The sequence below is a fragment of the Pectobacterium sp. 1950-15 genome, from assembly GCF_037136835.1.
GTDB lineage: Bacteria > Pseudomonadota > Gammaproteobacteria > Enterobacterales > Enterobacteriaceae > Pectobacterium.
This window is the reverse complement of sequence record NZ_JBBBQR010000012.1, coordinates 99884-113402: the sequence shown is the minus strand read 5'-3', so window position 1 is coordinate 113402 and position 13519 is coordinate 99884. Positions and strand designations below refer to the sequence as shown.

Genomic DNA, 13519 nt, shown 5'->3' with positions numbered 1-13519 from the left:
CTCAATCTTTATCGCTCAATTCCCCATGCAGGTTCTGCTGCATCAAATGGCGAATGTCATCGGCGCTTAACTCTTGCTGGCTCAATAAGTAATGCAGTTTGGTCAATGCGGCTTCAACGGTCATGTCAAAGCCACTGATAACGCCTGCATGTGCCAACGCATTACCTGTCGCATAGCCACCCATGTTCACACGCCCGGAAATACACTGCGTCAGGTTGACGACCACAATGCCGCGCGCGGAGGCTTCACGTAATTCGTGCAGTAAGCCGGGGCTTTGCGGCGCGTTGCCAACGCCGTAGGAACGTAGGATGAGCGCTTTCACCGGCTGGCGGAGAAAATTACTGATGACATCGGCAGAAATGCCGGGATAAATCGTAATCACCCCGATAGGCTGCGGCGTTATGTGGTGCACTTTTAGCGGCGGGCAGTTGCTGCATTCCACGGTGGGGGCCAGCCGACGAATATGGATACCCGCTTCCAGCAGTGGCGGATAATTTGGGGAGGCGAAAGCATCAAAACCATCCGCATGGGCCTTGGTGGTGCGATTGCCGCGTAGCAGTTTATTATTGAAGAAGAGGGCAACTTCATTAATCGGATGATTAGCCGCAACATACAGCGCGTTCAGCAGGTTGGTCTGGCCGTCCGAGCGCAACTCCGCCAACGGAATCTGTGACCCTGTCACGATAACCGGTTTGGCAAGATTTTCCAGCATAAACGAGAGCGCAGAGGCGGTGAACGCCATCGTGTCAGTACCATGCAGAATCACGAAACCGTCGTAATCATCGTAGTGATCTTGAATATCGTCCGCGATGGATTGCCAGTCTGCTGGCGTCATGTCGGACGAATCGATCAGCGGGTCATATTCATGAATCGTGAACGATGGCATCTCTTCGCGGTGGAATTCAGGCATTTTTGCCAACTGCTGCTGTAAATGACCGGATACCGGTACATAACCATTAGCAGATCGCTGCATGCCGATGGTGCCGCCCGTATAGGCGACATAAATGGATTTCTTTCGCATGGTGATGTGAGTAAGGAGTAAACCGAGAATTATAGAGGGAAAAACAGCCCGATAATACTATCATAAGCAATGACTATTACCGGGCTATACCCGTCATACTTCAAGCTGCTTGTGCGTTGACTTCCCTTACTCACCCCAGTCACTTACTGGTGTAAGCTCCTGGGGATTCGTTCGGTTGCCGCCTTCACGCAACTCGAATTATTTAGGGTATATATGTGCGCTTACTGTAAACGCTACCGGACTTCTCCGCAGTTAAGGCAAAATGCGTACCGGTTCTGCGGGTCGTTCAGGTTATTCATGATAGACGGCTGTGACCGCACGGCCTCGGCCAGCTGTGCGACCGGTGCCGGCAACATAGACTGAACGGCAACGGGCAGCAGGGCGTAAACGGAAGCGTTCACCTGATTCAGCATGGTATCGAGCAGGCCAGGCTGTTCGGCATACCAGTTCAATTGATATTGTCCCAGTTTGGCCAACTCAGCGGCTTTCTTCACGGCGTCATCAAAATCACCGATCTGATCGACCAGACCATTTTCTTTTGCGTCACTACCGACCCAGACGTGACCTTGCGCGATCTGATCGATTTGCTCCGGCGTTTTCTTACGTGCCTGTGCCACGATATCAATAAAGTTCTTATAGCCGCGTTCAATACTCAGTTGCATCATCTGCGAGAATTCAGGCGGCAGCGATTTCGTAATCGACAAATCGGCCAGCGGGGAAGTGGCAACACCATCCGTATGCACGCCAAGGCTTTCCAGCGAGTTCTCGAACGTGGTAATCACGCCAAAGATGCCGATAGAACCTGTCAGCGTACTGGCGCTGGAGATGATCGCGTTTGCTGGCGTTGAGATCCAATAGCCGCCCGATGCCGCCATACCGCCCATGGAGACCACGATCGGTTTGCCCGCCAGACGGAGCGCCATCAGTTCCGAGCGAATCAGCTCCGACGCAGTGACGCTACCACCAGGGCTATTGACGCGCAGTACCAGCGCTTTGACTTTAGGATCGAGGCGTGCGGCACGAATTTGTGCTGCTGTGGTATCGCCACCGACCATTCCCGGTGTTTCCGGCCCGTCAATGATTGCACCATTAGCAAACACAACCGCGATCTGATTGTTGTTTTGCACTGGCGGTTTGATGACGTAATCGTAGATGCTGATGAAATTAAAGTTGTTCTTCTGGCTATTCCAGCCGAATGCTTTAACCAGCGATTGTTCGGTCACGGAACGTGATGCCACTTCATCGACCAGCTTGTTGTCCAGCGCATAGCGTGCGGTATCGCCCTGAACGGACTGTAAGCCTGCAATGATACCCGCGGCACCAGGGAAAAGCTGCTGAGGTGTAATCTGGCGGTTAGCGGAAACCGTATTCAAATACTGTTGCCACAACGCATTGATCCAACGACCATCGGCATCGCGCGCTGCAGGGGACATATCGTCACGCAGATACGGTTCAACGGCTGACTTATAGGTTCCCACACGGAAGATATTGGTGGTTACTTTCAGCTTGTCGAGCATGGATTTAAAGTAGAGGTTGTTGGTCGCAAAACCGTGCAGATCTACACTGCCTTGTGGCGTCAACGACACCGTATTGGCAAAACTGGCCAAATAATATTGAGACTGATTGTAGCTGTCGCCGACGGCATAAATGGGTTTACCGCTATCGCGGAATTCGCGCAGTGCCTTGCCGATATATTGCAGAGACGGCTGATCGGCACCGGTAAAGTCGCTGAGATCCAGCACCATTCCCGTGATGTTGTCGTCACTCTTTGCCTGACGGATACTATCAACGATATCGAACAGTGAATTTTCCTGACGACGGTTGTTCGATGCACCGAAGAATTCGCGCCCTAATTGACGCAGTTTGTTATTGACGGTGGGTTGATCAACAACCACGCCCGTTAGATCGACCAACAGCGCACCCTTCGTGGCCACTTCCGGTGTTGTTTTTACCTGTGAGTAGATTCCAACGCCAACCAGAATCAGGGCGATAAGAAAAATATTGAGAATAAATTCTCTGATAAAATTAAGCAGACGCCATGTCCACTTAAAAAATCCGCTAAAAATTCGCCACAATGTGCGCATGATATCTCCATGAACGGGTAAACAACGTGTGCTCTACGTCCTTCAACTCGCCTCTGGCAAGTGATGAAGCACAGGTAGTGATAGTATCCTAATGAGCGGACAGTAAAAAGTCAGCATTAAATCGCCGCGGAAGCGCACCCTGTCGGGGTTATCTTGTAACAAAACTTCTACTTGTGCTAACGTGGCGCGCAACGTTGCCGTACAGTCGTTTCTACCGCAGAAATGGCGTGTATTGCAGAAATTATATTGCCAGACAGGAGATGTGCGATGGATGCTCTTGAATTGCTATTGAATCGTCGTTCGGCCTCGCGCCTGACCGCACCGGCACCGGCGGGTGACGTATTGAATAACATTATCCACGCGGGTATGCGTGCACCGGATCATGGTGCCATGCAGCCGTGGCGCTTTTTTATGATCGAAAATGACGGTCTGGATCGTTTTAGTGCGCTGCTGACCCGTGCGGCGCAGCAGGAGGGCTTGGACGACGCTGGGATCGATAAAGCGCGTCAGGCACCTTATCGTGCTCCGCTGATTATCACCGTCGTTGCGCATTGTGAAGAAAACCCGAAAGTCCCGCTGTGGGAGCAAATTGTCTCCGCAGGCTGTGCGGTTCAGGCCATGCAGATGGCGGCACTGGCGCAGGGCTTTAACGGTATCTGGCGTAGTGGTGCCTGGACGCACAATGCGCTGGTGCGCGAAGCGTTCAACTGTCGTGAACAGGATGAAATTGTTGGTTTCCTTTATCTGGGGACGCCGCAGCTCAAAGCCTCAACTACGGTCACGCCGCTTGATACCGACACGTTTGTTCACTACTTCTGATCGTCATCTTTTGAAGAATATCGACTTCCCACCCGTTTTACAGTGTGCTTTCCCGCGAGTTACGCGGGAAATGCCCAGCTTGTGTGCGATAGGGTGAATAATGCGACTTTTTATTGCCGAAAAGCCCAGCCTTGCGCGGGCGATTGCAGACGTGTTACCCAAACCGCATCGACGCGGCGACGGCTTTATTGCCTGCGGTCAGAATGATGTCGTGACGTGGTGCGTGGGGCACCTGCTGGAGCAGGCGCAGCCGGATGTTTATGATGCGCGCTATGCACGGTGGTCGCTTGCCGATTTACCTATCATCCCTCAAAAATGGTTGCTGCAACCGCGTCCCTCGGTCAGCAAGCAGCTGAACACCATTAAAAAGCTCCTGAATGATGCCAACGAAGTGATCCACGCGGGAGACCCCGATCGTGAAGGGCAACTGCTGGTGGATGAGGTGCTGGAATATCTGGCTCTGCCGGAAGAGAAACGCCAGCAGGTGCGTCGTTGTCTGATCAACGACCTCAACCCACAGGCGGTAGAGCGTGCGGTTTCTCGTTTGCGTGAGAACAGAGAGTTCATTCCCTTGTGCGTGTCGGCGCTGGCGCGTTCCCGTGCGGATTGGCTCTACGGCATTAACATGACCCGCGCCTATACGATATTAGGACGCAATGCCGGCTATGACGGCGTGCTGTCGGTTGGCCGTGTGCAAACGCCGGTGCTGGGGCTGGTGGTGCGGCGGGATGAAGAGATAGAAAACTTCGTCCCCAAAGATTATTTTGAAGTGAAAGCCCATATCGTGACGCCTGCCGATGAGCGTTTTGTCGCGCTCTGGCAGCCCAGCGAATCCTGTGAACCGTATCAGGATGAAGAAGGGCGCTTATTGCATCGTTCTCTGGCGGAACATGTCGTCAAACGTATCGAAGGCCAGCCCGCATTTGTCACCAGCTATAATGATAAACGGGAATCGGAAACTGCACCGCTGCCTTATTCGCTGTCGACGTTACAGATCGAGGCCGCAAAACGTTTCGGGCTCAGCGCGCAGCAGGTGCTGGACGTGTGCCAGAAGCTCTATGAAACCCATAAGCTGATCACCTACCCGCGTTCTGACTGTCGCTATCTGCCAGAGGAGCATTTTGCCGGGCGTCATGCCGTCTTAAACGCGATATCCGTGCACCAGCCCGACCTGCTGCCACAGCCGGTTATGGACGTGGATCGGCGTAACCGCTGCTGGGATGACGGTAAGGTCGATGCCCACCACGCGATTATTCCTACCGCCCGTAGCGCAAGCGCCTCGCTGACGGAGAATGAACGTAAAGTGTATGGTTTAGTTGCACGGCAATACATCATGCAATTTTGCCCAGACGCCGTGTTCCGCAAGTGTGTCATTGAACTGGATATTGCGGGGGGTAAGTTTATTGCCAAGGCGCGGTTTCTGGCCGAAGCCGGGTGGCGTACGCTGCTGGGCGGTAAAGAGCGGGACGAAGAAAACGAAGGCATGCCATTGCCCGTGGTGGCAAAAGGTGATGAGTTACTGTGTGAACGCGGTGAAGTGGTTGAGCGCCAAACGCAGCCGCCGCGACCATTTACCGATGCAACGCTGCTATCGGCGATGACGGGTATCGCGCGTTTTGTGCAGGATAAGGAACTGAAGAAAATTCTGCGGGCGACCGATGGATTAGGCACAGAGGCCACGCGAGCAGGTATCATCGAGTTATTGTTTAAACGGACGTTTCTGTTTAAGAAAGCGCGCTATATTCACGCGAGCGAGGCGGGGCGAGCGTTGATTCATTCACTTCCTGCCAGCGCGGCACACCCCGACATGACTGCGCATTGGGAAGCCACGTTGACGCAAATCAGCGAGAAGAAATGCCGCTATCAGGATTTTATGCAGCCGCTGACCTATTCCTTACAGGAATTGATTCAGCAGGCTAAACAAAACGGTGCGGTGAGAGCGTTTAAAGGGCTTTCTGCGCCGCCGTCAGGTGCCACAAAACGGCGCAAGCCTCAGACTAAAAAAGCGAAGGAGCAGGAGCAATGAAATCGTTAGTGTCTTTGTGTTTCGCCAGTGTGATGCTGGTGCTGCCCACGTTGGCGCAGGCTAATCGTGGCGGAACGGATATTGTGGTTCCCGTGCCACCGGAAGTGTGGGGGGCAGGGACGACGGTACGGGAGCAAAATAATAGCTGCCTGCAATGCTGTGTGTATGAAAATCGCAACTATTCTGAAGGCGCGGTGCTAAAGGTCGAAGGGGTAATTCTGCAATGCGTGCGGGACAAGCAAACGCTGGGAACAAACAACCTGATATGGCAGTTGGTTAAGCAATAACGGTGCGTCAAGCAAGTATGACGTTTAATGCTTCCGCCGCTTATTCATCCCCGTCGTGCTTTGATGCACGGCGGGGAGAGTCTTTTTACAACGTACACTTTCTACAGAGTAACCTGTTCCTACAGCGCAAACTCTGCCCAGATTGGCGCATGGTCGGACGGTTTTTCCATTCCCCGGATATCATAATCAATACCGGTAGCAACGCAGCGTTCTGCCAGGAATGTGCTGGCGAGAATCAGGTCGATACGCAGGCCGCGGTTGTCATCAAACCCGGCTGAGCGGTAATCAAACCATGAGAAACGATCATTGCTCTCGGGGTTGGCGGCACGGAAGGTGTCAATAAGTCCCCAGCCTTGCAAACGCGCCATCCATTCACGCTCTTCCGGCAGGAAAGAACATTTCCCCGTGCGTAGCCAGCGCTTGCGATTCTCCTCGCCAATGCCGATATCCAGATCGGTGGGGCTGATATTGACATCACCCATTACGATCAGCGGCTGAGTGGCGCTGTGGTGCTGTTCCAGATAAGTTTGCAGATCCTGATAAAAACGCGTTTTCGCAGGGAATTTCACCGGATGGTCGCGGCTTTCCCCCTGAGGGAAATACCCGTTAACGATCGTGAAGGTGCCGTGTTCCGTGGCGAAATCCGCCATGATAATTCGGCGCTGTGCATCTTCTTCATCCGTTGGGAAACCGCGACGTACCGCAATCGGCTGCGATTTACACAGCAGGGCGACGCCGTAGTGCCCCTTCTGCCCATGATAATAAACGTGGTAGCCGTACTGGCTGACATCCTCTAACGGAAACATGTCATCGTGGACTTTGGTTTCCTGCAACCCGATCACATCCGGCTGGTGTTGTTCGATAATGGCGGCCAACTGATGAGGGCGCGCCCGCAGGCCATTGATATTAAAAGATACAACTTTCATGTTCGCTGCCATTCGCTAAAAAATGTGACCAGATGGTAGCAGAAAATGAGGTATGCCGTCACGGCGAGGCTACGCTTTCGGGCTGTGCGAATGAACGTTTTGCCGTGGCTTCAGAGACGATTAGCGCAGATGAGACTCGTTGAAAATAAGATTCACTTATATTCAGTTGAACCTAAGGCTTGTCGGCCGTTATACTCCGCTCCTCGCAGGAGAGAGGGCGTATAGTATCAGTAATACTATGGCGCTCCGCCGAAGGCGCAAACTCCCATAATCGCTCAGGTTCCCCTAACTGCGAATTCCATTGAAGCCAACTGGAGAGAGGTTGCGATGCAACCCACCGAAGGGGCAAGCAGCACTGCTGCGTAAACTCTCAGGTAAAGCGGACAGAGGGAGTGGCACATTTCACAGGATAACTTGTGTGCTGACTTACATCTATCTGATCGCGATTACGGCAGAGGGGATGTCCGGGGCGCTGGCCGCCGGACGTCGCAATATGGACATTTTTGGCGTAGGCATGATTGCCTTTATCACCGCGCTTGGTGGTGGCACCGTTCGCGATATTCTCCTCGGTAATTATCCCATCGGCTGGACACAGCACCCCGGCTATATCTACCTCACCATTGGTGCGGGTCTTTTCACGATTATCATTGCGCGCTTTATGCACCATTTGCATCGCCTCTTTCTGGTACTGGATGCGATGGGACTCATTGCCTTTACCATTATTGGCTGCAATGTGGCGCTGAAGCTGAATTATTCGATGACGGTGGTGGTCATGGCGGGTATCGTGACCGGCATTTTCGGTGGAATATTGCGTGATATTTTCTGCAACCGTACACCAATGGTGCTGAAGAAAGAGCTGTACGCCAGCGTCTCACTTTTAGTCGCACTTTTATATCTGGGGCTCAAGTCGCTTAACATCAACCACGATATTAACCTGTTGGTGTCATTCACTATTGGTTTGGCGGTGCGTCTGGCAGCAATTCGCTGGTCATGGCAGCTTCCCGTCTTCTCTTATGTTCCGGGGCGCTGGAAAGGCAAAGCGTAAGGCTATATTTTCCCCATCGCCTATATTGCGCTGATTATCTGTGTGAATGGTGGTGGGGGAAGGATAATTCGGTGCTTCGCACCTCACCCTTCGGGTCAACGCTGCGCGTTGCTCAAAACCGTGCCGGTTTTGTCGAACCTTGGTCGAAGGTTCTCACCTTCCCCTAACGGGAATCTGATGCTTTGGAGTTGAGAGATAGTTCAGAAATACTTCTTTGAAATGGTGGTGGGGGAAGGATTCGAACCTTCGAAGTCTGTGACGGCAGATTTACAGTCTGCTCCCTTTGGCCGCTCGGGAACCCCACCACTGGCCTTGCTACAAGAGGCTTTCGCTTCAAGTGGGGCGCATCATAGCAAATGACGCGCCCCTGTAAAGCGGTATATATCAAAAATAAATGCGGTTGCCGTTTTTTTATTCCGTTCGGCGCATCCTTATACAAAAAGATGCGCGATCAACCAATTACAGAATAATGGTGCGGTTACCGTAGACAAAAACACGCTGTGCCAGCACGCGGTATAATGCACGGCTCAGGACATTTTTCTCAACGTCGCGGCCTGCGCGCATCATGTCATCTGCCGAGTAAGTATGATCGACGTGAATAACGTCCTGCATGATGATGGGACCTTCATCCAGGTTATCGTTGACGTAGTGTGCCGTCGCGCCAATGATTTTCACACCGCGTTCGTAAGCCTGATGGTACGGGCGAGCACCGATAAAGGCAGGTAAGAACGAGTGGTGAATGTTGATCACCTGATTCGGGTAGTGCTGAACAAACGCTGGCGTCAGAACTCGCATATATTTCGCCAGTACGACGTAATCGGGTTTGTATTGATCGATCTGCGCGATCATCTTTTGATCGTGCTCTTCGCGAGTCAATCCTTCATGGCTAACCAGATGGAAAGGAATATCAAACCGCTCGACCAGCGTCTGTAAGGTATCATGGTTGCCGATGACGGCAGCAATTTCGACATCCAGACCGCCATAGGTGCTTTTCATCAACAGATCGCCCAGACAGTGGGCTTCTTTTGTCACCAAAACGACAATGCGACGACGGCCTGCTGCGGTTAACTCACGGGAAGACCCTTCAGGAAGTGCGCTATCCAGATCGGCTAACAATGTAGTGTCGTTGAAAATCCCTTCCAACTCGGTCCTCATGAAAAAGCGGCCAGTGCGATGATCGACAAACTCATTGTTTTGCACAATGTTCAGTTCGTGCTTGTAACAAATATTCGTAATTTTTGCGATGAGCCCTTTTGCATCGGGGCAAATGGTTCGTAATACTTTTCTTTGTATATTTTGGGATTGCATGAGCGCGTGGATCCTGTCCAAAAACTAAAATAACGATCTGATGGTACCGCAGCGGTAACGCCGCGCGGGCGACTGCCTGTGTTCTATTGTCCGCAGCACTTCTTGTATTTTTTGCCGGAATCGCACGGGCAAGGTTCATTTCTGCCTGTCTGCATATGAACGCCGTCTATATAGTACCAGCGATTATGCTGACGAAGGAAGCGTGAGCGTTCTCGCATGACTTCTGTTCGCTGTCTGTCCGTTTCCGATATATAACGTGCGGCAAATTCCACATAACCCTCATCGGGCGTTTTTCCGGGAGACGTTGCCAGTATAGTAAGGCCGAGCCACTGCGAATTCTGGCAGCTCTCAGCGAGAGACGCGCGCCATTTCTCTGGCTGGAGATCGGGATGCCAGGTGGCGATAAGGTAATCGACATCGTGTTTGACGTAGGCGGTATAGCGCGATCGCATTAATATGGCGGGTTCAGCCGCTGTTGCGGCATGCGTGAGGTAGGGTTGACAGCATGCGTTATACTGCAATCCACTGCAACAGGGGCAAGATTCTGACACGATGTCTCCTGAAGAAAATTTAAGATAAAAACTGATAGATAATAAACAGATCCCTATGCAGGATGCCGATATGTTACCTAAGAAACTCTACGTGTAGCAATGTGCGCTAAAATGAAGACGGGTGGTTCGATCATGCAACGGAAAAAGATTGGAGTAGCCTTGGGATCCGGGGCAGCGAAGGGATGGGCGCATATTGGTGTGTTTAATGCGTTAACAGAAATGGGGATAGCGGTTGACGTTGTAGCCGGTTGTTCTATCGGTGCGCTGGTCGGTGCGGCATATGCCACCAATAATTTAGCGTCAATGGATCGCTGGGTGAGGGCGTTTGGCTACTGGGACGTGATTCGACTGATGGATCTCTCCTGGCAGCGCGGCAGTTTATTGCGTGGCGATCGTGTCTTCAATAGCGTGAAACATTTGCTCCAGACAACACAGATTGAAGACTGTGATATCAAATATGGCGTGGTGACGACAAACCTAAGTACAGGGCGTGAGCTCTGGCTGACAGAAGGCGATTTACATCAGGCTATGCGCGCGTCTTGCAGCATGCCTGGCCTGCTATCCCCCGTTCGATTTAACGATTACTGGCTGGTGGATGGCGCGGTGGTTAATCCTGTTCCCGTTTCTCTGGCACGGGCTATGGGGGCTGACATTGTGATTGCGGTTGATCTTCAGCATGATGCTAGTCTGAATCATCAGGACTTGTTGTCGATCAAACCGACGGCGTCAGACATTGATGTGGAAAATGTCCCGCAAGATTGGCGTAGCAGAATTCGTGAGCGTTTACTGCGAGGTCGGCGTCAGCCAACAGAAAGCTCACCAACGGCGATGGAGATCATGAGCACATCGATCCAGATTCTGGAAAATCGGTTGAAGATGACGCGGATGGCAGGCGATCCGCCTGACGTGCTGCTGCAGCCGTATTGCCCTCAGATCGCGACGTTAGATTTTCATCGGGCGCAGGAGGCGATTGAGGCCGGTTACAAGGCGGTAGAAAAGATGCGCGATGAATTGTTGCCGCTAGCGAAAGAATCGTAACAAAGAACGTATGGTATGAAGGGCGCATGTAGTAGTTAAAACACATGTCGCTAGAAATGCGTAAGTATGTCGTCTATCCGGCATGTCGGCGCTAAAGCAGGTGTGATTATTCGGTGTTTGAAGTAAGGGGTACTGATGGAACAACCACTGGCGGGTAAGCATATTTTAGTCATTGATGACGAGGCCGTTTTTCGATCTGTGCTCGCTGGTTATCTGACTTCTCTTGGGGCTTCCGTTCAGGAGGCGATTAATGGATTAGATGCGCTAAGTATTCTTGAACACTACCAACCCGATTTAATGATTTGCGATCTGAAAATGCCGACGATGGGAGGCATTGAGTTCCTTGAACGCCTGCGTTTGAAGGACAACGATACGCCAATACTGATCATTTCTGCAACCAGCCAGATGGCGGATATTGCCAAAGTCCTGCGTCTTGGCGTTCAGGACGTGTTGCTGAAGCCGATTCGTGATTATGCGCGCCTGCGTGAAGCTGTAATGTCCTGCTTGTATCCCGATATGTTTACTTCACAGCTGAATGAGCTGGATCAACTGATGCAGGACATGGATTCCCTCAATCAATCTCCCGAAGCGGTAACCAAGCTGCTTGCCCAGCTACAGCCCCCCGTTCAGCAAACGCTTGCTCATTGCCGTGTTAATTACCGTCAGTTAACGGCAGCGGAACAGCCGGGTTTGGTGTTGGATATTGCCGCGCTGTCGGAGACGGAGCTGGCGTTCTACTGTCTTGATGTCACTCAGGGCGTCAATAATAATGGGACGCTGGCCGCGTTACTGCTTCGAACGTTGTTCAATGGGTTGCTTCAGGAACATTTGGCCGATCAGCAGCACCGTTTGCCGTATCTGCCGACGCTATTAAAGCAGGTAAACCAGCTGCTGCGCCAGGCGAGTCTGGACGGTCGTTTTCCTTTGCTGGTGGGGTATTACCATCGACAGCTAAAACAGCTGATACTGATTTCTGCCGGGTTAAACGCGACGTTGAATGTTAATGAACAGCAAATAGCACTGAATAGCGGCGTTCCTTTAGGCACGCTTGAAGGTGCCTATCTCAATCAGCTGAATTATCAGTGCGAGGCATGGCAATGTCAGATATGGGGTGGCGGCGGTCGTTTACGCCTCATGTTAACGACAGAATAGTCTGATAGCGTAAGACGGTGCGGATTTCGGGCCATACCCATCTTTCGGTATTATTTTTTATTTCCTACTATGTAGGGAGTTATCTTATTTTTATTGAACGGTAATGTTGGGACAAGCGTGCTCTTGTTAAAGTCGTTATACTCTTTCGGTTATCTTGATTAGATAAATAAAGTTCATTATTTGAACGGTATATAAGAGGCTGTTTATGTCTATTGTGAATAAAAAAGTAAAAAAAGCGGTCATACCGGTTGCTGGATTAGGGACGCGTATGCTGCCTGCCACCAAAGCCATTCCTAAAGAAATGCTGCCGTTGGTAGATAAGCCGCTGATCCAATATGTTGTTAATGAGTGTATCGCTGCAGGGATTAATGAAATTATTCTGGTTACACACTCTTCTAAGAATTCTATCGAAAACCATTTCGATACCAGTTTTGAGCTGGAAGCCATCCTGGAAAAGCGTGTTAAACGTCAGCTGCTGGAAGAAGTTCAATCTATCTGTCCTAAACACGTCACCATTATGCAAGTGCGTCAGGGATTAGCTAAAGGGCTGGGCCATGCCGTATTGTGTGCGCACCCGTTAGTAGGAGATGAGCCCGTCGCTGTTATTCTGCCGGATGTGATTATTGATGAATATGCGTCCGATCTGAAGAAAGATAACCTGAGCGAAATGTTGCAACGTTTTTCTACTACAGGTCACAGTCAGATTATGGTCGAGCCGGTTGAAAATGTAAGCAGCTATGGCGTGGTTGATTGCAAAGGTGTGGAATTAAAAGCAGGGGATAGCGCACCGATGGTGGGCGTGGTTGAAAAACCGAAAGCTTCCGAGGCGCCATCTAATTTAGCCGTTGTTGGCCGTTATGTACTCTCTGCGGATATTTGGTCTCTGCTGGAGAAAACACCACCGGGCGCAGGCAATGAAATTCAGTTAACTGATGCCATTGCAATGCTGATGGAAAAAGAAACGGTAGAAGCGTATCACCTGAAAGGTGTGAGCCATGACTGTGGCAATAAATTAGGCTATATGCAGGCATTCGTGGAATATGGTTTGCGCCATGATGGATTAGGTCAGGAATTTGCGCAATGGCTGCAGGAAACGATTGAAGCAGAAGAAAAATAACAGAATGTAATGATTGCTCTCTGTTTAAAAAAACAGAGAGCAGCTAAAAACGCTGACATATCTGTTTTCTCTTTGCAAAACGCGTTACCAAAGAAAAACCCCCGATAGCTATCGGGGGTTTTTAGTATTCGGTACTTATAAACAA

Annotated in this window: 12 protein-coding genes, 1 tRNA gene, 1 other RNA gene and 1 riboswitch; of the genes, 7 read left to right on the top strand and 7 right to left on the bottom strand. The window is 51.2% G+C overall.

What is annotated here, in order from left to right; all coding sequences use genetic code 11:
- Nucleotide 1: 1 nt before the first annotated feature.
- A complete protein-coding gene (gene ansA / locus WCT94_RS14595; RefSeq protein WP_336870135.1) occupies nt 2-1021 on the bottom strand; it encodes an asparaginase in 1020 nt (339 codons plus the stop codon).
- Between the two features lie 233 nt (nt 1022-1254).
- Nucleotides 1255-3105, bottom strand: a complete 1851-nt coding sequence (sppA, locus tag WCT94_RS14590; protein ID WP_336870134.1) for a signal peptide peptidase SppA — start codon at nt 3103-3105, stop codon at nt 1255-1257.
- Between the two features lie 267 nt (nt 3106-3372).
- Between sppA and WCT94_RS14585 the strand changes: the two genes are divergently transcribed.
- From WCT94_RS14585 to WCT94_RS14575, 3 genes are all read left to right on the top strand, one after another.
- On the top strand, nt 3373-3924 hold the full coding sequence (locus tag WCT94_RS14585) for an NAD(P)H nitroreductase (RefSeq protein ID WP_336870132.1): 552 nt from the start codon (nt 3373-3375) through the stop codon (nt 3922-3924).
- 100 nt (nt 3925-4024) lie between these two features.
- Nucleotides 4025-5950 carry a DNA topoisomerase III gene (locus WCT94_RS14580; protein ID WP_336870131.1) on the top strand — a complete coding sequence of 642 codons (1926 nt, stop codon included), beginning with the start codon at nt 4025-4027 and terminating at the stop codon, nt 5948-5950.
- Nucleotides 5947-6237 carry a DUF1496 domain-containing protein gene (locus WCT94_RS14575; protein ID WP_336870130.1) on the top strand — a complete coding sequence of 97 codons (291 nt, stop codon included), beginning with the start codon at nt 5947-5949 and terminating at the stop codon, nt 6235-6237. Before WCT94_RS14580 ends, WCT94_RS14575 begins: the two co-directional genes overlap by 4 nt.
- A gap of 119 nt (nt 6238-6356) precedes the next feature.
- Here WCT94_RS14575 and xthA read toward each other — a convergent pair whose 3' ends face one another.
- Nucleotides 6357-7163 carry an exodeoxyribonuclease III gene (gene xthA, locus WCT94_RS14570; protein ID WP_336870129.1) on the bottom strand — a complete coding sequence of 269 codons (807 nt, stop codon included), beginning with the start codon at nt 7161-7163 and terminating at the stop codon, nt 6357-6359.
- 301 nt (nt 7164-7464) lie between these two features.
- Nucleotides 7465-7560: riboswitch (glycine riboswitch) on the top strand.
- 21 nt (nt 7561-7581) lie between these two features.
- Here xthA and WCT94_RS14565 point away from each other — a divergent pair.
- Nucleotides 7582-8208: a trimeric intracellular cation channel family protein gene (locus tag WCT94_RS14565; RefSeq protein WP_180776844.1), complete on the top strand. Its 627-nt coding sequence runs from the start codon at nt 7582-7584 to the stop codon at nt 8206-8208.
- Nucleotides 8209-8255: 47 nt separating this feature from the next.
- Here the strand turns inward: WCT94_RS14565 and WCT94_RS14560 are convergent.
- The 4 genes from WCT94_RS14560 to WCT94_RS14545 form a co-directional block, all read right to left on the bottom strand.
- A non-coding RNA gene (locus WCT94_RS14560) (RtT sRNA) lies at nt 8256-8385 on the bottom strand.
- Nucleotides 8386-8428: 43 nt separating this feature from the next.
- Nucleotides 8429-8513 (bottom strand) — tRNA-Tyr (locus tag WCT94_RS14555).
- Nucleotides 8514-8667: 154 nt separating this feature from the next.
- Nucleotides 8668-9516 (bottom strand): formyltetrahydrofolate deformylase, encoded by an 849-nt coding sequence (purU, locus tag WCT94_RS14550; protein WP_225088034.1) that lies wholly within the window; start codon nt 9514-9516, stop codon nt 8668-8670.
- Nucleotides 9517-9599: 83 nt separating this feature from the next.
- The gene (locus tag WCT94_RS14545; protein ID WP_336870128.1) at nt 9600-10067 is read right to left on the bottom strand and encodes a YchJ family protein; all 468 of its coding nucleotides are present in this window, start codon (nt 10065-10067) and stop codon (nt 9600-9602) included.
- A gap of 132 nt (nt 10068-10199) precedes the next feature.
- Here WCT94_RS14545 and rssA point away from each other — a divergent pair, with 132 nt between their 5' ends.
- The 3 genes from rssA (at nt 10200) to galU (ending at nt 13374) form a co-directional block, all read left to right on the top strand.
- Nucleotides 10200-11105: a patatin-like phospholipase RssA gene (gene rssA / locus WCT94_RS14540; RefSeq protein WP_336870127.1), complete on the top strand. Its 906-nt coding sequence runs from the start codon at nt 10200-10202 to the stop codon at nt 11103-11105.
- Nucleotides 11106-11240: 135 nt separating this feature from the next.
- On the top strand, nt 11241-12257 hold the full coding sequence (gene rssB, locus WCT94_RS14535; protein ID WP_336870126.1) for a two-component system response regulator RssB: 1017 nt from the start codon (nt 11241-11243) through the stop codon (nt 12255-12257).
- Between the two features lie 205 nt (nt 12258-12462).
- Nucleotides 12463-13374, top strand: coding sequence for a UTP--glucose-1-phosphate uridylyltransferase GalU (gene galU / locus WCT94_RS14530; protein ID WP_015840214.1), 912 nt, complete (start codon nt 12463-12465; stop codon nt 13372-13374).
- The last annotated feature ends 145 nt before the right edge of the window (nt 13375-13519 follow it).

Bases quoted from the DNA above. Each gene is read 5' to 3' on its own strand.
- rssB (WP_336870126.1), top strand. From the start codon at position 11,241: ATGGAACAACCACTGGCGGGTAAGCATATTTTAGTCATTGATGACGAG.
- galU (WP_015840214.1), top strand. From the start codon at position 12,463: ATGTCTATTGTGAATAAAAAAGTAAAAAAAGCGGTCATACCGGTTGCT.
- WCT94_RS14575 (WP_336870130.1), top strand. From the start codon at position 5,947: ATGAAATCGTTAGTGTCTTTGTGTTTCGCCAGTGTGATGCTGGTGCTG.
- WCT94_RS14585 (WP_336870132.1), top strand. From the start codon at position 3,373: ATGGATGCTCTTGAATTGCTATTGAATCGTCGTTCGGCCTCGCGCCTG.
- rssA (WP_336870127.1), top strand. From the start codon at position 10,200: ATGCAACGGAAAAAGATTGGAGTAGCCTTGGGATCCGGGGCAGCGAAG.
- xthA (WP_336870129.1), bottom strand. From the start codon at position 7,163: ATGAAAGTTGTATCTTTTAATATCAATGGCCTGCGGGCGCGCCCTCAT.
- purU (WP_225088034.1), bottom strand. From the start codon at position 9,516: ATGCAATCCCAAAATATACAAAGAAAAGTATTACGAACCATTTGCCCC.
- ansA (WP_336870135.1), bottom strand. From the start codon at position 1,021: ATGCGAAAGAAATCCATTTATGTCGCCTATACGGGCGGCACCATCGGC.
- WCT94_RS14580 (WP_336870131.1), top strand. From the start codon at position 4,025: ATGCGACTTTTTATTGCCGAAAAGCCCAGCCTTGCGCGGGCGATTGCA.
- sppA (WP_336870134.1), bottom strand. From the start codon at position 3,105: ATGCGCACATTGTGGCGAATTTTTAGCGGATTTTTTAAGTGGACATGG.